The organism is Methanobrevibacter sp. YE315, from assembly GCF_001548675.1.
Taxonomy (GTDB): domain Archaea; phylum Methanobacteriota; class Methanobacteria; order Methanobacteriales; family Methanobacteriaceae; genus Methanocatella.
The window spans coordinates 1,134,521-1,157,123 of sequence record NZ_CP010834.1; the positions used below are offsets into that span (position 1 = coordinate 1,134,521).

Annotated in this window: 29 protein-coding genes; 15 read left to right on the forward strand and 14 right to left on the reverse strand. The window is 32.4% G+C overall.

The window, feature by feature from the left end; translation table 11 throughout:
• Nucleotides 1–3: 3 nt before the first annotated feature.
• From TL18_RS04810 to TL18_RS04825, 4 genes are all read left to right on the forward strand, one after another.
• A complete protein-coding gene (locus TL18_RS04810; RefSeq protein WP_067042161.1) occupies nt 4–654 on the forward strand; it encodes an amino acid ABC transporter permease in 651 nt (216 codons plus the stop codon).
• A 9-nt stretch (nt 655–663) separates the two neighbouring features.
• Nucleotides 664–1,347 carry an amino acid ABC transporter ATP-binding protein gene (locus TL18_RS04815; RefSeq protein ID WP_067042164.1) on the forward strand — a complete coding sequence of 228 codons (684 nt, stop codon included), beginning with the start codon at nt 664–666 and terminating at the stop codon, nt 1,345–1,347.
• Nucleotides 1,348–1,445: 98 nt separating this feature from the next.
• Entirely contained in the window at nt 1,446–3,245 is a 1,800-nt protein-coding gene (locus tag TL18_RS04820) for a glycosyltransferase family 39 protein (RefSeq protein ID WP_067042167.1), read from the forward strand.
• 16 nt (nt 3,246–3,261) lie between these two features.
• On the forward strand, nt 3,262–4,245 hold the full coding sequence (locus TL18_RS04825; RefSeq protein WP_067042177.1) for a glycosyltransferase family 2 protein: 984 nt from the start codon (nt 3,262–3,264) through the stop codon (nt 4,243–4,245).
• Here TL18_RS04825 and TL18_RS04830 read toward each other — a convergent pair.
• A complete protein-coding gene (locus tag TL18_RS04830) occupies nt 4,215–5,087 on the reverse strand; it encodes a hypothetical protein (protein WP_067042179.1) in 873 nt (290 codons plus the stop codon). The two genes, TL18_RS04825 and TL18_RS04830, sit on opposite strands and share 31 nt — an antisense overlap.
• Nucleotides 5,088–5,188: 101 nt before the next feature.
• Between TL18_RS04830 and TL18_RS04835 the strand changes: the two genes are divergently transcribed.
• From TL18_RS04835 to TL18_RS04855, 5 genes are all read left to right on the forward strand, one after another.
• The gene (locus tag TL18_RS04835; protein WP_067042182.1) at nt 5,189–5,638 is read left to right on the forward strand and encodes a flavodoxin; all 450 of its coding nucleotides are present in this window, start codon (nt 5,189–5,191) and stop codon (nt 5,636–5,638) included.
• A gap of 1 nt (nt 5,639) precedes the next feature.
• A complete protein-coding gene (locus tag TL18_RS04840; RefSeq protein WP_067042184.1) occupies nt 5,640–6,104 on the forward strand; it encodes a MarR family winged helix-turn-helix transcriptional regulator in 465 nt (154 codons plus the stop codon).
• Nucleotide 6,105: 1 nt separating this feature from the next.
• Nucleotides 6,106–7,494, forward strand: coding sequence for an MATE family efflux transporter (locus TL18_RS04845; protein ID WP_067042187.1), 1,389 nt, complete (start codon nt 6,106–6,108; stop codon nt 7,492–7,494).
• Nucleotides 7,495–7,541: 47 nt separating this feature from the next.
• On the forward strand, nt 7,542–7,982 hold the full coding sequence (locus tag TL18_RS04850; protein WP_067042188.1) for a hypothetical protein: 441 nt from the start codon (nt 7,542–7,544) through the stop codon (nt 7,980–7,982).
• Between the two features lie 61 nt (nt 7,983–8,043).
• Nucleotides 8,044–8,688, forward strand: a complete 645-nt coding sequence (locus TL18_RS04855) for a zinc ribbon domain-containing protein (RefSeq protein ID WP_067042191.1) — start codon at nt 8,044–8,046, stop codon at nt 8,686–8,688.
• Between the two features lie 22 nt (nt 8,689–8,710).
• Here TL18_RS04855 and TL18_RS04860 read toward each other — a convergent pair whose 3' ends face one another.
• Nucleotides 8,711–9,742 carry a hypothetical protein gene (locus TL18_RS04860; protein WP_067042193.1) on the reverse strand — a complete coding sequence of 344 codons (1,032 nt, stop codon included), beginning with the start codon at nt 9,740–9,742 and terminating at the stop codon, nt 8,711–8,713.
• 86 nt (nt 9,743–9,828) lie between these two features.
• The gene (locus TL18_RS04865; protein WP_067042195.1) at nt 9,829–11,076 is read right to left on the reverse strand and encodes a hypothetical protein; all 1,248 of its coding nucleotides are present in this window, start codon (nt 11,074–11,076) and stop codon (nt 9,829–9,831) included.
• A 166-nt stretch (nt 11,077–11,242) separates the two neighbouring features.
• Here TL18_RS04865 and TL18_RS04870 point away from each other — a divergent pair, with 166 nt between their 5' ends.
• Entirely contained in the window at nt 11,243–11,797 is a 555-nt protein-coding gene (locus TL18_RS04870; RefSeq protein WP_067042201.1) for a manganese efflux pump MntP family protein, read from the forward strand.
• 700 nt (nt 11,798–12,497) lie between these two features.
• On the opposite strand, the gene TL18_RS04875 is transcribed toward TL18_RS04870, so the two are convergent.
• From TL18_RS04875 to TL18_RS04890, 5 genes are all read right to left on the reverse strand, one after another.
• Complete coding sequence (locus TL18_RS04875) at nt 12,498–13,526, reverse strand: hypothetical protein (RefSeq protein WP_067042203.1); 1,029 nt, start codon at nt 13,524–13,526, stop codon at nt 12,498–12,500.
• A 117-nt stretch (nt 13,527–13,643) separates the two neighbouring features.
• On the reverse strand, nt 13,644–14,726 hold the full coding sequence (locus TL18_RS04880) for a tyrosine-type recombinase/integrase (protein ID WP_067042205.1): 1,083 nt from the start codon (nt 14,724–14,726) through the stop codon (nt 13,644–13,646).
• Between the two features lie 538 nt (nt 14,727–15,264).
• The gene (locus tag TL18_RS04885; protein ID WP_067042209.1) at nt 15,265–16,719 is read right to left on the reverse strand and encodes an ATP-binding protein; all 1,455 of its coding nucleotides are present in this window, start codon (nt 16,717–16,719) and stop codon (nt 15,265–15,267) included.
• Between the two features lie 91 nt (nt 16,720–16,810).
• Nucleotides 16,811–16,972 carry a hypothetical protein gene (locus tag TL18_RS10980; RefSeq protein WP_156064603.1) on the reverse strand — a complete coding sequence of 54 codons (162 nt, stop codon included), beginning with the start codon at nt 16,970–16,972 and terminating at the stop codon, nt 16,811–16,813.
• Nucleotides 16,969–17,304: a hypothetical protein gene (locus tag TL18_RS04890; protein ID WP_067042212.1), complete on the reverse strand. Its 336-nt coding sequence runs from the start codon at nt 17,302–17,304 to the stop codon at nt 16,969–16,971. Before TL18_RS04890 ends, TL18_RS10980 begins: the two co-directional genes overlap by 4 nt.
• Before the next feature lie 299 nt (nt 17,305–17,603).
• Here TL18_RS04890 and cas2 point away from each other — a divergent pair, with 299 nt between their 5' ends.
• Nucleotides 17,604–17,879 (forward strand): CRISPR-associated endonuclease Cas2, encoded by a 276-nt coding sequence (gene cas2 / locus TL18_RS04895; protein WP_082706386.1) that lies wholly within the window; start codon nt 17,604–17,606, stop codon nt 17,877–17,879.
• Between the two features lies 1 nt (nt 17,880).
• Complete coding sequence (gene cas1, locus TL18_RS04900) at nt 17,881–18,876, forward strand: CRISPR-associated endonuclease Cas1 (RefSeq protein ID WP_082706388.1); 996 nt, start codon at nt 17,881–17,883, stop codon at nt 18,874–18,876.
• 264 nt (nt 18,877–19,140) lie between these two features.
• On the opposite strand, the gene TL18_RS10985 is transcribed toward cas1, so the two are convergent.
• From TL18_RS10985 to TL18_RS04910, 3 genes are all read right to left on the reverse strand, one after another.
• Nucleotides 19,141–19,305: a hypothetical protein gene (locus TL18_RS10985; protein ID WP_156064606.1), complete on the reverse strand. Its 165-nt coding sequence runs from the start codon at nt 19,303–19,305 to the stop codon at nt 19,141–19,143.
• Between the two features lie 115 nt (nt 19,306–19,420).
• On the reverse strand, nt 19,421–19,801 hold the full coding sequence (locus TL18_RS04905) for a hypothetical protein (protein ID WP_067042218.1): 381 nt from the start codon (nt 19,799–19,801) through the stop codon (nt 19,421–19,423).
• 50 nt (nt 19,802–19,851) lie between these two features.
• A complete protein-coding gene (locus tag TL18_RS04910; protein WP_067042221.1) occupies nt 19,852–20,100 on the reverse strand; it encodes a hypothetical protein in 249 nt (82 codons plus the stop codon).
• A 61-nt stretch (nt 20,101–20,161) separates the two neighbouring features.
• Between TL18_RS04910 and TL18_RS04915 the strand changes: the two genes are divergently transcribed.
• From TL18_RS04915 to TL18_RS11265, 3 genes are all read left to right on the forward strand, one after another.
• Nucleotides 20,162–20,341 (forward strand): hypothetical protein, encoded by a 180-nt coding sequence (locus TL18_RS04915; RefSeq protein WP_067042224.1) that lies wholly within the window; start codon nt 20,162–20,164, stop codon nt 20,339–20,341.
• Between the two features lie 90 nt (nt 20,342–20,431).
• Complete coding sequence (locus TL18_RS04920) at nt 20,432–20,668, forward strand: hypothetical protein (protein ID WP_067042227.1); 237 nt, start codon at nt 20,432–20,434, stop codon at nt 20,666–20,668.
• 154 nt (nt 20,669–20,822) lie between these two features.
• Nucleotides 20,823–20,945 carry a hypothetical protein gene (locus TL18_RS11265; RefSeq protein WP_255354665.1) on the forward strand — a complete coding sequence of 41 codons (123 nt, stop codon included), beginning with the start codon at nt 20,823–20,825 and terminating at the stop codon, nt 20,943–20,945.
• A 214-nt stretch (nt 20,946–21,159) separates the two neighbouring features.
• On the opposite strand, the gene TL18_RS10990 is transcribed toward TL18_RS11265, so the two are convergent.
• The 3 genes from TL18_RS10990 to TL18_RS04930 all read right to left on the reverse strand — a co-directional run bounded on the left by TL18_RS10990 (nt 21,160) and on the right by TL18_RS04930 (nt 22,037).
• Nucleotides 21,160–21,303: a hypothetical protein gene (locus TL18_RS10990; RefSeq protein ID WP_156064609.1), complete on the reverse strand. Its 144-nt coding sequence runs from the start codon at nt 21,301–21,303 to the stop codon at nt 21,160–21,162.
• Entirely contained in the window at nt 21,300–21,686 is a 387-nt protein-coding gene (locus tag TL18_RS04925; protein ID WP_067042230.1) for a hypothetical protein, read from the reverse strand. The genes TL18_RS10990 and TL18_RS04925 overlap by 4 nt, the downstream gene beginning before the upstream one ends.
• Nucleotides 21,687–21,779: 93 nt before the next feature.
• A complete protein-coding gene (locus tag TL18_RS04930) occupies nt 21,780–22,037 on the reverse strand; it encodes a HEAT repeat domain-containing protein (protein ID WP_067042234.1) in 258 nt (85 codons plus the stop codon).
• Nucleotides 22,038–22,603: the final 566 nt, after the last annotated feature.

A 22,603-nucleotide genomic window follows, 5' to 3' on the forward strand; every position in this document is an offset into this window, starting at 1 on the left:
TATATGATAATAGGTAATGTAATTTCACAATTACTTGGGGGTATGGTTACTTCCATTGAAATATTCCTGCTTACATTACTATTCGCCCTTCCTCTCGGTTTACTTGTTGCCGCAGGAAGGATGAGTAGCTTCGCACCAATCAGATGGCTGATGAAGATTTATATTTCAATCATGAGGGGTACACCATTGATGTTGCAGTTAATCGTAGTATTTTTCGCACCATATTATGTATTTGGAATGAGCCTATCTAGTGATTACAGGTTTATTGCAGTTATCATTGCATTTACCATTAATTATGCAGCTTATTTCGCTGAAATATATAGAGGGGGGATTGAAGCTATTCCTAAAGGACAATACGAAGCTGCACAGGTGTTAGGTTATAGTAGGCTTGAAACATTCTTTATAATTATCCTACCTCAAGTATTTAAGATAATTCTTCCTTCAGTAACTAATGAAGTGATTACTCTTGTAAAAGATACTTCTCTTTCATTTGTAATTGCAATTCCGGAAATGTTTACAGTAGCTAAACAGATTGCAGCAGCCGACGCATCAATTGCGGCATTGCTCGTTGCAGGTTTATTCTATTACGTTTTCAATGTCTTGGTTGCATTTGTAATGGAACACCTAGAAAACAGAATGAGTTATTATGATTAGAGGGGTATTATGAGTTTACTTGAAATTAAAAATCTTAAAAAAAGCTTTGGCGACAATGTCGTTTTAAAAGACATTTCACTTAAAGTTGAAAGAGGTGAAGTATTGGCAATCATCGGCCCTTCAGGATCAGGAAAATCCACTTTGCTCAGATGCATAACAGGACTTGATCATGAAGACAGCGGTGTAATCAACTTTGACGGAACTTTTGGATTGGTTTTCCAGAATTTCAACCTGTTTCCACATCATTCCGTAATGAAAAACATAACCAATGCTCCTTTAAAAGTTCAAAAAAGAAACAAAGAAGAAGTTTATGACCATGCCCGTGATTTGCTTAAAAAGATGGGCTTGGAAGACAAGGAAAACGCCTATCCATGTGAGCTTTCAGGTGGTCAGCAACAAAGGGTTTCAATTGCAAGAGCACTGGCAATGAATCCTGACATACTATTCTTTGATGAACCTACTTCAGCGCTTGACCCTGAACTTACAGGCGAGATTTTGACTGTAATCAAACAGTTGGCTGCTGAAAAAATGACTATGGTTATCGTTACCCACGAAATGAATTTTGCGCGCAATGTATCAGATACAATCATATTCATGGACGGGGGCGTAATTGTAGAAGAAGGTTCACCTGAAGAGGTATTTTCATCTAACAACCAAAGAATGCAGGAATTCTTGGGTAAATTTAACGATTAAAGATAACTTTTTATCTTTAAATCAACTCTTTTTTTATTAGAAAACATTTTAAATCATAAAGGAAATAAATCATAGTATAAATCTTTTTTAAGGGTAATATGTTTGTTAATGATTTAATATATGATTTAAATTTAAGAAAAAAGGATACAATTTATTTAATTGCTTTATTATTTTTCAGCATTATTGTAACCGTAATTTCAATAGATTATCATATGGTAGTAGATGTTAAATCTGATGTTTTGGTTTATCTGACAAACGCTTTATTCTACTCCGGTTTAAGTGAAAACATACATAACACTTCAACACTTTATTTATCGCCCGTAATCTGTTTTTTGACTGGAGTTCTATTTAAATTTGGGCTTGGAAAGGAATCAATTTTTATTGTGACAGGATTTTTCTCAATACTGGCTAATCTAAGTATGTATATTCTTTTAAAATACAGGTTCAATCAGATATTCTCATTATTTGGGGCTGTTCTTTTCGGCAGTTTTAATTTAATATTAACCTATTGGGCCGATGGGACACTTGATGTATCTGTAATAAGCATTTCAATCTGGGTTATCATCTTTTTGATATTGGCGGTATATGAAAATCCTAAATATTATATGGTATGCTTCCCCTTGGCTGTGTTGAGCATATTTACACGATATTCAGCATTGTTTATACTTCCACTGCTTTTATTGTATTTTTTAAGTAAAAATGACTTTTTCAATGTTATCGACACTTTCCTGTATGATAGGGAAGAATTCCGCAAAAACGCCCATAACTATCTAAATAGTTCCGAATTTAAATACATCATGATGGGATTGCTGATAGCTTTAGTTCTATTCATTTTAATATGCGTACTTATCAGCTCATTTGGATCCGGATTGACCTTCATTACACAGATTTCCGAATCTGTTGGAGGATTCAACGATGATTACAAGTATCAGACAACCCCCGGTTACACAGATAACTCAACATTTTACATATTCAATTTCATACGCATGCTAAACTTCGGTTCACTGCAGATTTTAGGTGTTGATCTATCGAAATTCATAATAATATTTGTTGTTCTGGCCGTTGCAATACGAATAATGAACTTTATAGCAAATAAGGATACTCTTAATGAAATCATATCAAGCAAAAAATCATTTAAGGGCGAAAGTTTTGAAAAATACTTATTGATTTCTCTTATTCCATTGACTTTAATATTCATTTATTCATTGACATACAATCATCTGCTGGCAAATATGGTAATGCTGGTCGAAATGGTTGTCGTATTTTCCATTCTGGATAAGCTGCCTATCAACAGGAAATTTTATTCAATGGATTTCCTATGCATTGCCTGGTTTTTAGTTTATTTCATATTCTTTAGCCTTATAAACATTAAGACATACAGATATCTGATTTCATGCATACCTCCGCTTGTCTATTTTACTGTTTGGGCGTTGGACTGCATATCACAAACCTTATTGAATGGTTTGGAAAACCGGGATTCATTTATTTATAGGCTTACAAGGAACCCTACATTCGAATTTTCAAACCAGAGACGCAATAGATACCTGAAAATCATAATAATTTTAGGCATAGTTCTCCTGATGGCACATTCCATAACATTTGATAGGGGAACTAAAATGCCAATTCTTGATGACGACTTGGATAATGTCTGCTATTATCTGAAAACACATGACCCTGATTACATCAACAAGAATATATCAACTGATAATGAATATTGTATGAGATACGGTACCTGGTATCTGCACAAGGATGTGAAACTGAACAGTTCGGTATTTTATGGAACGCCGAGTGATGATTATTTCCTTACAAAACATTACGTCAGACATAAGGATTTGGATAGGCTGCAGGTATCCGGAAGTGTGAGCTTATTTGAAAAGAAACCTGAATTAGAATATTAAGGAGGATTATCAAACCATGATCAGCCCTAAGATTTCCGTAATACTGCCAGTCTTCAACCAGGAAAACTATATTGGTAAAGCCATTGAAAGCGTTTTGAGCCAAAGTTTTGATGAATTTGAACTTATCATTGTAAATGACGGCTCAACAGACAATACTTTAGATATTATCAATCAGTTTGACGATTCAAGAATAAAATTAATCAATCAGGAAAACCTGGGCCCAGGCGCTTCAAGAAACAATGCCCTAAGGATAGCCGAAGGAGAATATGTGATGTATCTTGACGGCGATGACTGGTATCATCCGAATGCTTTGGAAATCGCATACTGTGAAGCTTCATCAAAAGATACGGATTTGACATTCTATCAGATGATAAATTATGATGACAAAACCGGTGAAATCTATCCAAACGACTGGTTTGACATGTCCACCTTTGATGAGAGTTTCGAAAACAGAGTATTCTCACCGGATGAAACTCCGGGATCCATTTTTGACTTGTCTGTTGGAGTGTGTCAAAAGATATACAAATCCTCATTTTTAAGGGATATCGATGCACGATTTCCCGAAGGAATATTTTTTGAAGATATGCCTTTCTTTTATTATGTATATCTTAAGGCAGAAAGGATTTCCATCATAAAAAGGCATCTATATTATAGAAGAAAGCATGACGCTTCCATCACTCATGTCGTTGACTGTAAGTTTCTGGATACCGTCCCTGCAGGCCAGGAATTAATGAGAATTTTCATTGAAAATGAATGGTATGAGATGTATAAGTTCGATTTGCTTGCCTATAAAATCAATGGTCCTCGTTTTGCTTTAAGAGACATTGAAGAAAAATGCAAGATCCCGCTTTACAACTTGATTAAAATGGACTACTGTGAAATTAAATCAAGTCAGTATTATGACGACTTTTTGAATACATTGGGTCCGGTAAAGAAAAAGTTTTTCGAAGACATAATAGTATCTAAAGACTATGAAGACTTCAAAACATTGAACCACTGAAAATCGCTTCCGGCATAAATGCTTATTAAAACGCTTGCAATAGAAACAAGCATAAATACAACGAATGCGCTTAAAGGTGCAAACGCCAAAAATATGACCATTGCTATTATTACAAATATGTAAAACATCCTGTTGTTAATGTCTGTGTAGCTTAGGATTCCTAAAATGACTGGTGTGGCCACTATCGCCAGCATATACCAGATGCAGTCCATAAGTGGAGTTAACGGTACTGTTTTAAGTCCAAAGACTATGAAAAACAGATACATTTCAACGATTGTGAGGAAAAATCCCTGTACTCCGCCGGCAATGGCCTGTGCCAATGTATGTTTTTCAAGGGTTACACGTGACCAGATTAGAAGTGGATAGAGCAATCCGAACAATGCTCCTATAGGTCCAAGCAATAATATCAAAGCGCCGACAGGACCGCTCAAACCTGTTGTGTGAACGCTTATTTTCCATTTGGTTGTAATCAAAAGTACAACACCTGTATTTATTGAATAGCATAAAAGCAGGACTGTAAGGAAATTGTCAAGATGTAAAATAAGACAAAGCAAAAACCCGATAAAATAAGATACTATGCCAACAATCAATGGTGTGAATCTGTCTTCTCGATTGGAAATGTCACTGTCGGTATTGAGCTTTTTTGCCCAATATACAATAATTGCCATAGGCAAAACTGAAGCGAATATCAATGAAATAAGCTCCAAAACAATAAATTTTGAAAAGTCAAATGCTCCGTTTTCAAATGATAAGACTAGACAAATGATAAAGAATAGCGGTATGCAGATTATTGGGGGATTTGTGAATGTTGAGATTACTTTTGCTATTTTCAGTTTTTCCATAATTATTAGTTTATTGCTTTTTGAATATATAATTTAATTGTTGCATAAACAATTGTTGTCAAAGCAACATTTATATATGATGAGCCCTTAATAATAAAAGTATGAAATCATTAGTAGCTTATTATTCAAGAACAAACATTACTAAAAAATTGGCCGAAGACATTGCCAAAAACGTAGACGCAGACATTGAAGAAATTAAACCAAAAGTAAACTACCAGGGAAAAATAGGTTATGCACGTGGTGGAAAAGATGCAATATCCGAAAAAATCATTGATATTGAAGCGCTTGAATTCGACCCTGATGATTATGATGTGGTTTATATCGGATCTCCGGTATGGGCTGGCAAAGCTTCCACACCGGTAATATCCTATTTGAAGCAAAATGAAGGAAAATTCAAAAACGTCAAATTCTTCATGACTGCAGGAGGAAGAGGTTTTGAAACAGGTTTAAAACAAATGGAAGAATACTCAATCAAGCCTCAAAATACCTTGGCTTTGCTTACAAAAGAAGTCAAAAAGAACGAATATTCATTAGACGGATTCATAGATTAAAATGTCACTTGAAGTGTTAAACTCAATTGATGATTCACAGATTCCTGTGGGAAAGCTAATATCAATAATTGCAAGAGGCCAATCCATCTATTTAAATCATCATCTCGAAGAGTTCGGAATTAATTCAACACAACTATACCTCTTGTTTGAGATTTCAAACAGGTGCAACTGCAACCAGGAGGAAATATCCAAAAGATTCAACATCAATAAGGGTTCTGTTGCAAGGTCAGTCAGAAAGCTGGAGGAAATGGGATTGATTACCCGAGAAATTGATGAGAACAACAGACGCCAAAACAAACTATCATTGACTGATGCGGGTGAAGACACACTGGATAAAACAATTAAGATATTGAAAACCTGGGAAGATGAGGTCATTAAGGAAAAAGGTTACGTTGATAAGGAACTGTTGAAAAAAGTATTGAAGGAAATAGCAATAAAAACAATAGAATTGAATCAAGGGGAGTAAGATGGCTAAGAAAAGCAAGAATATCGAAATGATTACAGGAGATCCTAAAAAAGCAATAGTAAAACTAGCCCTTCCTATGATGCTTTCCATGCTGCTGATTATGCTTTACAATCTTGCAGACAGCATTTGGGTAGCCGGCCTTGGAGCCGACGCGCTTGCGGCAATCGGGTTCATCACACCGCTCTTTATGGTATTAATTGGGCTTGGAAACGGAATCGGAGCAGGTGCAAACTCATTGATAGCCAGGTATATCGGCGCTCAAAACTATAGTCAGGCAAATAATGCAGGTCTGCACGGTATCCTTTTGTCAGTGATAGTATCCGCAATATTCACCATTCTTATAGAAGGATTCATGGTTCCGATTTTGCAGTTTATGGGTGCTGGACACACTATACAGTACGCTATGGACTACAGCTATATAATATTCGGATTCCTGTTCATTTTCGTATTCTCAGGTGTGGCATCCGCAATATTCAGGTCCGAAGGGGATATGAGAAGAGCAACAATAGCAATTGCAGTTACTGCAATCATGAATATCATTCTGGACCCAATATTCATATATGTTTTAAACATGGGAATATCAGGCGCCGCATGGGCAACAGTAATATCAGCATCACTTTCATGTTTGGTAATGAGCTACTGGATTTGGGGAAAAAAGGACCTCTATTTGGATTTGTCACCTAAAAACTTCAATTATTCAACCAGCCTGATGCTTGATACATTGCAGGTTGCAATCCCTTCAACATTGGAAAACATAGTATTTTCAGCCCTTGCGATTATCATTAACTCAATGCTTGTTATTGCGGCAGGAACAACCGCCGTAGCCGTATATACTGCATCCATGAGAATAGTTCAGATGTCAATGATTCCATTGATAGGTCTTGGAACTGCCGTTCTGACTGTTTCCGGTGTTGCATACGGTGCCCACAATTACGAAAACCTGCAGACAGCACATTCCTACTCTATCAAATTGGGATTCCTTATATCAATCATACTTGGAGCGTTAATGTTCATATTTTCAGCCCAAATTGCCACCATGTTCTCGTATACTCAGGCCAGCGCAACCCTGTCTCCTCAAATTGCAACTGCAATATCTGTCCTGAGCCTATTTGTTCTGGCTGTTCCCCAAGGTATGATGTCTTCAATGATGTTTCAGGGAGTTGGAAAAGGAATATATTCCCTTCTGATTACCCTTTTAAGATCATTAATCCTTGAAAGCGTATTTGCATACATATTCTGTTTCATGTTCGGATGGGGAGTGACAGGAATTTATGCAGGTATCGTATTCGGATGTTTCGTTGGAGGAACCGCAGGATATATCTGGGCAAAGATATTCATCAAAAGATTCAAGGAAATATCAATCAGAAAATACGCACCACATGAAAACTAGTTCCAATGAACTAGTTTTTTATACTATTTTTAACTTAATATTTAAACATGGAATTCATTCTAAACAACAAGAAGTATTCAATCAAAAACCATGAACTCTTCATTAATTATCTTATGGTTGACAATTACTTTAGAAACAATTTTTCCAAATATGAATATGATATCCGCTTTGATTTTGTAGAACCCCTTTTGAATAAGGATAAAATAGAATTTGAGGATATTCTAAAAGGCACGGAGGTTTTGGAAGAGCTGATTGAAAAAGAGCAAATCAACTTCATACCACAAGGCCTAAAACTGGACCAGCACCGGAACGGAAACTTCAGGGTAACCTATCAGGATTTGGAATTCTCAAATCTGAATATAGGCGAAACCATACCCTTCCTGATTGCCTTAAATTCGCTTCTAACATACAAGCCAATCATTCCATTGTTTCAGATTGAAGAGGAACTTGAAAATTTCATAGGGCAATTTCGAAAATACAATGAATAATTTTTAATATTGTGAATAACATATTAATAATCAACTGTAATTAGTAAAAGGTGTAATTGAAATGAATTGCCCAAACTGTAATACTGAAAACAATGATTCTGCAAAATTTTGTAAAAAATGCGGAACACCATTGAAAAACAAGACAATTAGTCATGAAAGCATGATTAATTCAATGAGTGGAGAAAAGGCTAATAATGAAAAGAATACCAAAATCATCATTATTGCTTTAGTCATAATTGCAGTTGTACTTGCAGGAGTATTTGCATACATAGGACTGGCCAATCATGACACTTCCAGCCAAGGTTCAAACAATGCAAATTCACAGACAACAAGTTCTTCAGTTAGTCCTGGTTCATCTTCACAATCCAGTTCTAGTCAAGCTGCACCAATGACCATTAGAGGGGGAAGCTTCTCTACAGGAAGTGAATTGTCTGATAAAACTTATGCACACATACTTATTGGACCGGAGCATGCCGGTAAAAGTGTTCAAGTTCAAATATTTTACTCAAGAGATGGGTCTGCTTTAAATAACGGCAATATGGTTCCTGTAACTATTGATTCTTCTGGATATGTTGATGTTGCAAGTGCAGATGCTTATAGATATTATCCTGATCATGCAAAAATCAATTTATATGATTCATCAGGACATCTTTTAGACACTCAGGAAGTTTCTTTATCCATAACAAGCGGTACTCAAACATTCTAATTGAGTACTTTTTATTCTTTTTTTAATATCCGATGTTCAATTGAGCTTTTTTGTAAATGTGACATGTTGATGTTTTTTTCCAATAGCAGTTATTGCAGGTTTTGCATATGCTTTTTCCATTGCCTTCTACTGCCCAATCAACCAAAAAGCTTGGATCTGCAACAAAAGGCCTCTGCATTGAAATGAAATCTATATTTGTCTTATTCAATATGTCATTGATTTGATTCTGGCTGTTGGAACCTCCGCCCAATATAACGGGAATATCCACATTGTCAATAATCTTTTCAGTTGCTTCAATGAGCGGATTTTTCTGCTTGTTTTCCTGAGTAAAGAACTGAGGTGAACGCGGACGGGTAATTTGAAGTGAATCTACGCCATGCTCTTCAAGCAATTGTGCGATTTTAATGGTTTCATCAATACTCATTCCCATATTGGTGCCGTCAAAGGCGTTCAATCTGCAGTTGATATGGAGTTTTGTATTTTCCTTAATGACTTTAACCATCTCCAAAACGATTCTTAAGCGATTGAAGGTGTTTCCACCATATTTGTCACTGCGTGTGTTGAAGTTTGGGTTGATGAAACGTGCTAAAAAATAATAGTTTCCAAGACCTATCTGAATTCCGTCAAAGCCCGCATAATCGATTTTTTGAGCTGCGATTATAAAATCTGTCTGAATCTTTCTAATGTCTTCCAGGGAAATATCACTGACATTTATATTGTGCTCGGCATGCTTGTGATATTGGACAAATCCGACCTGGGCAAATATAGGCACGCCATATACATGCACAAGGTCAGTCAAGTCCCGTGCTTCACGAACAAACTGCTTATAGTTCAAGGTCAGAGAATATTTGCTGAAGACATCTCTTGAATATAATGAAATAACCTCGGAAATGATTAGTCCAACCCCACTTGCAGCTATATTTTCATATCTGTCATACATCTCTGGGGTAAAGTTGCCGTAGGATTCCCTTTCGGATTCCCATAGGCCGGTTCTTACGATTCGACTGTTGAGCCTCAAATCGCCAAACTTGCAAAAATCAAATAAGTCCTTCATGGTAATAATTTAGTAAAAAAAGTATTAAAAAGTTTATTGTTTAAATAATATTGAAAAAAATAAAAAAAGTTAGGAAATAATATTTCCTAATTAAACTTCTTATATGCTGCAAAAATACAGACAATTGCAATCAGTATCAGTCCAATAATTCCATAATTGATTAGTGAAGAATTATCTTCTGCAGCTTTTTCTTCACTATCTTTTAGATTATTGTCAGTGCTATTGGCATCATCTGCACCAGCGCTTTCATTTACGCTTTGAGATACAACATTGATAACGGATGCCGGAGCATTGCTCCTTGAAACGGATTTGACAGCATCATTTATTGTTGGATCTGATGAAATCATATTACTGCTTTTAGAATCTGATGATATTTGACTATCAATTTGATTAGTGTTATTGATGAGCTCTTCAACAAATCCTGATGCCTCTTTTGGAATGCTATTCGGCAAAATGTTTACAGATTGATTTTTAATTAAATCAATGATTGTCTGATCGAAAGCCATCTGTGGAGTTTCACACTGATTTGCATCTTCACCTGTATATTTTATATAGTCTTGTGTAACTTTATTGTAATAATCATAGTTTTTATATGCGTCAAGAGTTTTACCATCTACAATAACAGTTCCCGCATTAGAATTGCTGCCATAATTTTCTTTAAGATCTTTTATAAGGCGTGTGAAGTTTTCATCTCTTTCAGATATCCATTTTTTGAAATTATCTATTAATTCTTTAAGGTAAATAGGAATATCTTCAGAATCATCTAAATCCTCATCAGAATCATCATCCCAATCATCTTCAGAATCATCTAAATCCTCATCAGAATCATCTAAATCATCTTCAGAATCATCTAAATCATCTTCAGAATCATCTAAATCCTCATCAGAATCATCATCCCAATCATCTTCAGAATCATCTAAATCCTCATCAGAATCATCATCCCAATCATCTTCAGAATCATCTAAATCCTCATCAGAATCATCTAAATCATCTTCAGAATCATCTAAATCCTCATCAGAATCATCTAAATCATCTTCAGAATCATCTAAATCCTCATCAGAGTCATCATCCCAATCATCTTCAGAATCATCTAAATCCTCATCAGAATCATCTAAATCATCTTCAGAATCATCTAAATCATCTTCAGAGTCATCATCCCAATCATCAGAATCATCTAAATCATCAGGACCTGCAATATCAGCAATATCATCATCAAATATGATATTGGATTCATCATCAACGATATCTGCATCTCCGGATGCAAAAGCAACACTGGTTGTTGCTATAAGAAGTGCGAAAAGAATTAAAAACATTGATATTCTTTTATAATCCATTGAATCTCACCTCTATATGAAATATCTGTAAAAATATATTCCATTTATAAAATTTATATTACAAATTATATAAACATTTAGAGTTATTAAATAATAGTTGATTTTATTACCTGAGAAAATTTTACAAATTAAATTATAAATAAAATAATTTACATATTTTAATGCAATGTCCCTAAATCTTATTTCAATTACATTAGTTGCTGTTGCTCTTGCAATGGATGCGTTTAGCGTATCAATGACTAAGGGTTTTACTCAAAAAAATCTTACAAAACAGCAAATCCTATATTACGGCATATTTTTTGGTGGATTTCAAGCATTAATGCCTATTTTAGGATACTTCTGTGGAAATGTTATTTCATCCATTGTTGAATCATTAGCATCCATAATAGGATTTATTTTGCTTCTCCTCATTGGAATAAATATGATTAGGGAAAGCCTATCCCATGATGAGGACGAGATTACTGATCAGTTTTCATTTAAGGAAGTGACTTTGCTTGCAATCGCAACAAGTATTGATGCATTTGCAGTTGGAATTACCATTGCTCTTCTAAAAGATTCTATTTTGATTTCATCATTTATTATTGGTATTGTTGCATTCCTATTCAGTATAGTGGGCGTTTATATCGGAAAAAGAATCGGACACTTTGTTGGTGACAAATTCCAGATTGTCGGTGGTGTAATCCTTATATTAATCGGCATTAAGATTCTTTTAGGATTCTGATTTTCACCAAAAATTATTAAAATTTTCACAAATCATTGAATTTCAACCAACAAATATAGATGGCATGACTAATTTAGGTATGTTTTGAAATTTTTTATATTTCCCAGAATTTCGGAAATTATTAAAATTCATGAATTTTATTAAATTTTATAAATTTCATTAAAACAACCCATTCCTTGCACTTTATTTATCTTGATTTAATCGTTCTAAGATAGTTAAGTCATTATAATCTAATATAATGGTAAATATGATAAATAAAGGTCATTTAGATAATATGATTAAAAACAAAGCTCATATAAGCTTTATTTTTACTGCAAATACTGTTAGTGTGATATTACATTAGTCGGCATAGTATTTCCGTATATTATACCTTAAATACTATTAATAGATTAATATATAAAAATAGTTATTATGGGAAAATATGTATTATATCTATCACTATATATTATAGTAATTTACAGATAATTATTATAATACTATTAATAGATATATCCTTATTTACAGATAACTAAATAATATATATAATATATAAATCTGTAAATATGGAAATACTTAATGTACATATTATGCTACTAATACTCAAGTAATATTTAGAAAGTACCATAAATCAATAGCTCCATATATATCAAGCTATTGATATATGACTTTTTCTTCAAATTTAGTGAATTTTAATAAAATTCATGAAATTTAATAAATTTTACTAACGACGATGACGATTATTTTTAATAAATCTGACAATAGTTAATGAAATTTTAGTGGCAAGCAAAACTGCTACAAAAATTGCCAGAATTCCAAAAATCATTGTACACCAGTAATACATTTGAACCCTATTAGGAATATCCTTTTCGAAAGTAATGTTTCCAATATCCTTATATTCAGGAGCAATAGGAATATCTGAAGCATTTATGACTTTTCCATTGATATAAACATTATCAACCATGTTTCTACATGCCATATTGAATCTGGAACCGTCATCATTGGAAATATAAATGTCAGTTATATTTCTATAGGTTGTAAAATTATCATTTGAATAGAAATGAAAAGTGCTTATATCTCTTCTGGTGAGTCCAAACATGTCAGAAGCTGCCAAATCGGTCATTTCCTTGACTTTATCACCGTTATTTAATGTAAGATTACCATATCTTATGTAACCTTCCCTATTCGGAATAGAAACATATTCTCCAGGTTTCAATTTTCCTGTATAAAAACTATTTGCGGTTGCAACACCATAATTACCGTCAGGATCTTTAATTACAACATGACCAATCTTGTATAATGCTTTGATTTGCTGAATTTCCTGTAAATGGCCTTCAGAGATATTATTCTCTTCAGTAATCATCTGAGCGGTGATATTTTCAATTATTTCATTATAAACACCATCATCTTTACCGCCACATCCAACTACCCAACCGTCATCGGTAATGATTACTTGGCAGAAATACTCTCCATCGGTTTTATATTGCTTGATAGCGGGTGTTCCGTGCCAATCTACCTTTTCAATGAAAATATCTGCATATGTTTTGGCATCACGCCTAAAGGAAATCATACTCTCATTTCCATCCATCTGCAGAACTACAGAACAGCACCCAATCAAGTCTGATTCATCAGTATTATCCAAAAGCAGCTGAATATCTGAATTGTTTTCAGCAATATCCGATGCATAAACAGCAAATAGCGAAATTAATATTAATATAAAGCTTATCAATAATATTTCCTTTTTAAAATTCATAATCCCTCAATGTAATTAACTTTAAAATAGTTTATTATCAATATTATATTAAACTAAATACTATTTAAATTAATCTAATCAGGATATGGAGTGTTAAAAAAAAGTGATATATGAAATTTAAATAGTAAATTTCATATTATTTAATTTCAATTTTTGTTTCATTTGTTCTCTGTCAACATGAATATATTTATCAGTTGTTTGACTGTTGGAATGTCCTGCAATTGTTTGAACCTCAGCAACGGTCAAAATCTCTGCATAATGGCTTAAAGCGGTGTGTCTGAGGATATGCACGCTAACATTTCTCCCATAATTTACAGGACAATCAATTCCTTCGGCATCAATCCTTTCATCACATTCACGAGCATGCTTTTTAATGATATCTTGAACTCCACGTTTTCCAATACGATTGCCTTTGATGTTGGTAAATAGTTCTTCACGTGTTGCCTCTTGTGCTGCTTTGTTGCGTTGAATTACTGGCCTATAGAGGTCATTTGTATTTTTTCTAAGTTTTGTGATGCGATCCATCATCATATCATTTAAGCTGACAAGAGTGTCATAGGTAATGAAAGTTGTACGATCCTTCAATTCACCTTTTGTGGTTTCTGCACGCAAGTATACATCAATAAACTCATTTGAATCCTCAGGCAAGATATAAAATCCTTTTTCATCTAAAGGGACCTGAATATCACTTTTATTTAAGAGAACCAGTTCTTTCAGCCTCATTCCTGAATCTATGAAAGTCCTGCAGATGGCGTAATCCCTTATATTGCCGCTCTGTTCTATTGTATCTAGGAAAAAGGCGGCCTGTGGCCTTGTCAAACTGATTTTTTCTATTCTTTTTTTAGCGGTTTCCGGATCTTCGGCTTTGACTTCAATGATATCCTTCATTTTAATGGTTTCATGGTTGATTTCTTCCTGAACATCTTCAGAGTTGATGAATTCCAGAATGTTCATCATATATGTTTTGACTGTGGTTCTCTTATTTCCACGCTGTTTTAAACAGTATCTACGATAATGCCTCAGTTGCTTTTTAACGTTGGTGCTGTTTAATTCATCCACTCCCTCATTTTCCAGGTATTCTATGAATTTGGATATGTTGAATGTTTGTTTGCGTATTGTTTCATCAGTTAAGTTTTTTACCTCTTGCTTTTCTTCCAAGTATTCATCTAGGTAGTCCGTTAGCTCATCAACTTCAATCATAAGCTTTTTGCCCCCTAAATTTTTAATACCTAACCCTTGTTTTACTATTGATTTTTTTAGTATATAAAGACTTCGTATCTTTTCTCTATTAATGTATATTATTACATAAAATATACGTTTACTTTATATATAAAATTTCGATAATTTGGGAGTTTGTTGGGAAGTGTAGAAAGTGTAGTAGAACATATACATCAGTTGGTTGAAATATGGTGATTTCGCCAATTTTTGAATTTGTAATATTAATATATGTTAAAAGTAATAAAAATTTTGGATTTGAAACTTAATGACAATTTACTTCATAAAAAAAATATACAAAAAAATTAGTAATCCTCAATTATAAAAAAATATAGGTATATGATGACAGATGAAAAATATTTTAAAAAAATATCTTTCATCTGCGTGATAAATTATATTGCATTACTTTAAGTGTTCTTACACTGATCTTATGCATTATAGATTTATCAATGTAACCCATGAAAATTAAATCAAAGTTGACATTTAAAAGTACATCATCATGAGTTGACACAATGCCTTTAATCTACATGAAAGCAAATATTTCAGGAGGAATGCATATAATATTATCAGTTTTGACAATATTTGACGTAGTGTTTGAGATGATTATTCCATGAGAGGAGTTATATGCATTAATTGCACGCTTAATTTGACTTTTATCCTTATCACCGCAGCTTACCTCAATCGGAATAGGCTTTTCTAATCCCCTTTGAACAATAAAATCAACGTTTTTATCACTGCTTTTCCTCTTGCTGTCATCATAATATGTTTTATACGAGATGGTGCTCTTATTGTCTAAATCATGGAAACTTGAAGCTACATAATTTTCCAGTAGCTTTCCGAAATATGCCGGTTCATCTTCAAGTAGGGCATTGCCTACATCTAAAGCAAGATTGTGTTTCAAACTGGGTGTAGCAAAAAAATATTCATTAGGCTTTGTTGTTCTCTTTACTGATGAAGTAAATGGTCCAATATGAAATATCAGCTGTGTTTTTTCAAGAATATTCAATACTTTAGTGACTAATTGCTTTTTTGCATCAAAGAGATTTGACAGGGAACCTATTGAGACTTCACCAGGATTTTGAAAAGCCAAATAATTCAAAATTTGAAAAGCAAGATTATGTGTATTGCCGTTAATGCCTTCAATATTGTTCATATCAGTCATTACAACTTTTTCTACCATATTAACAATTTTTTTATTTATATCATTGGTATTTTGATAGAATGATGAAGGAAAGCCTCCAAATTGTAGGAAATTCTTCCATTCAGATACATCAAAGTTTTGGAAATTTGAATAGATATTAATCATTCTTCTCTCTATTTCTGCACTGTTTTGTGTTTCACCATCAAAAATCATCTGAATTATTGAATCAGAAATGTCATTTTTAAAATTTCCATATTTCAGTTTTAAATGTTGTGAATATGTTAAGGTGTAAATTGGAATATTTAATAATCTTCTTGCAGCATCCGGATTATTGGAAAGCTTTAATGCAGATGAACCGCTGAAAATCATGAAAATATTTTTAGATCCATCAAATATCAATTTCCCATTTAAAGCCCATTCCTTGTCATACTGCGCTTCATCAATGAGAATAAAAACTGGTTCCGATAATGTTTCAAAGATTGAGTTATGGAATGTTTTACAATAATAATTAACTACATCAAAAATATTTGCCTCTCCAGTTCTTTTTAACCGATCACAAGAAAGATACAGAATATTCTGTTGGTTAATGTTTTTTTCCATTAGAAGATATTCATATGCCTGAAATAGTATTGTCGTTTTTCCAACATCACGCAATCCCGGCAAAACAAGAAATCTGTTCATGCCTTCTCCATCTAGAAAATTATCAATATACCTAATAATATTATCATAATCTGAACGTTGATTGAATTTTTTGTTCTTATGTGTTAACTCTTGATTTACTTTCATTGGCATTGTTAAGATTTGATTTCTGATATATCTCTTTTGTAAATCGTTCATTACCTGTCCTCCTCAAATAATAACTATATTTATTTATATTTCTAGTTATATATAAATACTATTATGATTAATCATACTAGTTCATACCATTTCATGTTTTTTCCTTAATTCTTTTTGCATATTCCTCAAAATTATCCTTGTTTACTTCTATGAACTCTTCAACAACGTCCCCATTTCCCATCAATGCAATTTGAAAAGTATGACCCTGTTCTACAAAAAATCTCATGAATTCCATTGTATTTATTCCGCTCATTTTTTCACCTCAAATAATTTTTTAATGTTCAAGCATCGTGTGATGTCTAAAATATAATAACCATCCTTTTTAAGTGTTATAACATCATATTCCTTAACTAGCCTATCCATTAATGATTTATAGCAGAAATATTCTCTTGATGACTTATTCACTGTCCTCGGTATATTGAATTTGAATTCATAGTTGATAAATGAGGGAATTAGTGAAAATGAAGTTATCTTGAGTTTTCTGTTAATGAGATTCTGGTTTATGTTGAAAAATTCATTGACTGATTTTTCCAAGGATTCCATCAATTCCTTTTTCTCGTCACTTAACTCATTTAATGTATTCACAGTATTTTCCCAGTCACTGCAAAGCAGCTTTGAGTCAAATTCGTTACTAACGTTTCATTAATTCTAACCAAATCCCTAATTATCAATTCAATATCATCTATACTGGCCATTTGATTCACCACAGGACTGCTTGAATTTTAATTGTTTCTATTGTATTCATCTTATTTAAGTTTAACTTAATTGTAATAGCTTTAAAAAATTGTTGTAGCTATGAATAATTGTTTTGAAAAAAACATAGTATTTATAGTTATCTTTTTAAGAAATAAAACTTAATCTGAAAGAATAATATAAATAAGTTCATGTATATGATAGCCAGCTTTGATTGCAAATTCAAAACAAACCAAGAAAAGATTGAAAGAATCCTTCAGCATTTTGGACTTAGAAAGATTCAAGGTTCATTATATGCAGGAGAACTGGAGAATAGTGAACGTGAGACGTTAGTGAAAAGTATTGATGAAATCATCAAGGAAAAAGATAGTGTTCTGGTAATTCCAATTTGCCAAAATTGCTATTTGAAAAAAGAGAATTGCGGAAGGGAAATAAAATTCAAAAGCGATTTATACAGGGTGTATTGAGATGAAACTAATAATTGACGGATACAACAAGTCCATACATAAGAAAGACAATCAGATTGTCATACATGAAAAGGATGAAATCCTTGATTCCATCAAGGCAAGCACAGTAACGGACATTACAGTTATAGGAAAAGGATATGTGACCTTTGATGCGCTGAATCTGATAGCAGAAAACAACATTAAACTGATTGCTATCAGTCCACGAGGCCAACTTACCTATACATTGGAATCTCCCGATTGGCGAAATGTAGCCCTTAAAAAGGAGCAATACAAATTAAGCGAAAACAAGTTAGGCCTTAGGATTTCAAAGGAACTGATCATTTCAAAAATGAAAAATCAGAAAGCGACATTAACAACATTGAACAAAAACAAACAGCTGAAAAGAGTATTCAATCACAGGTCAAAAATCGATGAATGCATCAGCCAACTTTCAGAACTGAATTTTAAGGGAAACAATGAAGACATCAGAATGAGAATAATGGGTCTGGAAGGAAAGGCATCAAATGAATACTGGTCTGGAGTCAAATATTTCATTCCTTGTGAAATCGGATTTGATTCCCGCACAAAAAAGCCGACAGATTTAATGAATTCAATGCTGAATTACGGTTATGCAATACTTGCAAGTGAAATAACAAAAAGCATTCTTGTAAACGGCTTGGATCCATACTGCGGCTTTCTGCACTTTGATATGTATGGTAGAACCAGTCTGACATTTGATTTAATAGAGCCGTTCAGACAGCAGATTGTAGATAAAACTGTGATTGGCTTACTAAATAAAAAAAGAATTACGGTTGATGATATGGATAGGCGAAACAATACAATTAAACTGGAAGCCAGAAAACTAATCGTTGAAAAGATATTGGGCAAAATCTACTCAACAATAACATATGAAGATGAAGCTGTCAGCTATTCGGATTTGATTCAAAAGCAAAGTGAGGATTTGGTTCATGTGTTGCTGAAGGGTAAAAAATTCAATGGATTTTACCTTCGATGGTGAGGAAAACTAGGGGGTTTTTGGCTTGAAAATTCATGTCCTCAAAATTGGTGAAAATAACCCTTGAAGTTGGCCTTGGATTCTTAGATTTTGAGGAAAACACCCTCATATTTGGGGGTGAAAACGATGTCCTCACAAAGTTTTTTAAAGGATAAATATTAAAGTGTTAAATAGCTATTTAAAGGAAAAATTTATAGTGTTTGAAGTGAATGTTTTCATTGTAAATATTCAAAACCAATGTTCAGGTGGAAAAAAGTAGCGAAATGACTATAATGTCTTTGTCTTAATATGGAATGATTTGAAAAACCACATTCTCCAAGTACAATGCACTTTCATTAATTCATTCTTCCCACTATCATCAGTGACAGTGAACTTGGTTTCATATTTCAAAGGCAATAATTGTTTTAAAACAAATAGTATTGTAGATAGCATAAGCTAACACCTCTTGGAACTTATTTAAAAAAAAAGTCTATTAAAAAAGGCCACCTCAACATTAATATGTGTTATGTTGGTGGCCCACAAAATACAAATGAGAATAAATAAAAAATTAATTTTCAGCTAAATACTGATCAATAGGAATCTCCTCAATTATATTAAAATTTTCATCCCTAATTCTAACATGACTGATTATAGGTTTAAATTGAGGATATTTTCTAATAAAATCTAATGCAAGTTCATTGCTATACTCCCTAGATTCTATAGGAGATAACTTCCTACAAGCTATTCTTTCATTTTGGAAATTCTCTTTTAAGTACTTATTATTCTCAATAACAAGCACCCTTCTTAAATTGAACTCAAAACAATAATCCATAACCATTGATGATATCCTAATTGGAATAAGATCTTTGATTGAAATTAATTCATTCATCAAAGTTTGAGGTACATTTTCCAAAAATTCCTCATCACGAATTAATGACCTTAATTGCATTTGTTATCCTCCTTTATATATAATTTGTTATCCTCAGTATATATATTTAATTATAATGTCCACTTCAATAATTTATCAGAAACTTCATCCACTAAATGTAATTCAATATCAGGGGGCAACAACACTTCAAATTCATTTTGTGTAAGTGTGGCTCCTTCAATGTAAAGAATTTTTGTACCTTTTGGAATACGGATATAATTCACATAATCTCCATACCCATATAGTTTGAAGTGAATGTTTTCATTGTAAATATTCAAAACTAAATATGGTGTAACAACAAATGAGTTAGGAACATTCATTGTTAAGAATAATGGTATTAAAAACAATAAAAATAATTTCGATGATATCGAAAAGGAGGTATTGCAAATTAAAAAAGGTATGCTTAATGATTTTAAAGAAAAATATGGGCATAAATATGATAGAAATAATGTTGCTCATGTCAATAACATTAATTCTATGATTAATGATGATATTGAGAGGTATTTTAAACAATACCAAACTGTATTAGATAAGTATGATATGGAAGTAATGTTTATATGATTTGAAGTTAAATATATATATTAAATCTTATAATAAATAACTGTAGAGAATTATTTTGTTTTTTTATACAATCTGAAGGGTGTATTGTTAATGATTGCTGATCTTGATGGAGAATATGGTTATGGGGATTGGGGCAATCTTGCTGAAGTTATGGAAATGGAAGAGTTATCTTATGAAGAACAAAAAGCTCATGTGAAAAAATTGTGGCAAGAAGATCCTAAAAAATATAATGAATGGAAAGAACAATTTTGCATTCGATTAGACCAATTACCGGATTTTTTTGGTACTCATGATAATCCTATTCCTATTGATGAATCTAAATTATAACTTTTTTTTATTCTTATTTGTATTTTGTGGGTCACCAACATAACACATATTACTGTTGAGGTGGCCTTTTTTAATAGACTTTTTTTAAATAAGTTCCAGGAAGTGTTAGCTCATGCTATCCACAATACTATTTGTTTTAAAACAATTATTGCCTTTGAAATATGAAACTAAGTTCACTGTCACTGATGATAGTGGGAAGAATGAATTAATGAAAGTGCATTGTACTTGGAGAATGTGGTTTTTCAAATCATTCCATATTAAGACAAAGACATTATAGTCATTTCGTTTGAAGTGAATGTTTTCATTGTAAATATTCAAAACCAAAGGCAGTAATTGTTTTAAAACAAATAGTATTGTAGATAGCATGAGCTAACACTTCCTGGAACTTATTTAAAAAAAGTCTTATTAAAAAAGGCCACCTCAACATTAATATGTGTTATGTTGGTGACCCACAAAATACAAATAAGAATAAAAAAAATTAATAATGTAATTCAAGCTTGATCAATAGCCTGACAATATTCCTCAAAAGTGATTTCACCTTTGAAAAGTTTTTTATCTAATTCATAAACTTTCCGATCATCAAAGTGAATTCCTAATTCTTTAGGAGGTATTATTTTTTGGTTATCTTTTTTCATTTTCGAATTCTCCTAAATTCTACATATTTATTTAGTACTTCATTCTTTAAATAATTATCCCAAAGAGCCTCAGCAGCAAATGCATCACTTTGAAATTTAATATTTCTACTCATCATATCTTTATAATCTTCTTTAGAGGTTTGAATGATTTCTTCTTTATTTTTAAAAGAATTTTCAGTAAATTCTGCGATGAAAATATCCTCGGGTGTATGAACTACTAAATATTTCATATACACCTCCGAACCATTCTTAAAAAAGGTCTTTATATCTTTATAATTAAAAGGGACTTTACTCAAGTGGGTATGTGTTGCTACTAATTCATCCCCTGGATATATTACTAACTTCGCATCATTAAAATTAATATGATTTTCTTCCCCTACCAAATAATTGCTAACACCTTCATGAGTTAAATTTGCTAAATACCCATATTCAAATAGTGTTTGAAGTGAATGTTTTCATTGTAAATATTCAAAACATTAATTAAACATACTCATCGCTAACCTTTTAACAGCTGCTTCACGAACATCCTGATCAGGATCATTTTCAGTGATGGAAAGTAAAACTGATTTATCATTGACTTTTTTAACAGCTGCTGCACGAACATCCTTATCAGGATCATTTTGAGCAAGATCTATCAATATTTCTTGGTCATCCAATTCTTTAACAGCTTCTAATCTTTTTTTCCAGTCTTTACTTTGCCATTTTGGTTTTCTTAAACTATCTAGTAAACCCATTCAAATCACTTCCAAATATACTTTATTCATTCTTTTTATATATACTACTTATTAAATTATGCTTTTATGTTTTCAATAAGTAAAATGTTTTTTACACCAAATTCAAATATAGTTTCAAAGATAATAATTAACACAAAAGCAATTATGGAAACAATCGAAGAAATCTCATCCAGGAAAAAACAGTGAAATAAAAATTATACAAGATAACTCTTGAAAAAAAAGAATATAATAAAAAATTAAAAAGTTGATTAATGTTTGAAGCGAATGTTTTCATTTAAATATTCAAAACTCATTGCACTCTTGATTGTATCCTTGCTTATAGGGGGATAAGCTTAAAGTAACGGGATATCATCGATTCCAACAAAAAAGAAAATAACATATCATCATTTAACTTTTCATTTGATCTAGTCCAAAGTCTTCAAAAATATCTTTAGATAAAATGATTTTAACAAAAGCTTTTTAAGTAAGTAAAAATAATACTGATATAGAATTTTATTGTCTTAAATGAATGTTTCAAGTACAAAATTCAAAAGCATTAATAGCATTATAAATGAACAATTTAATCA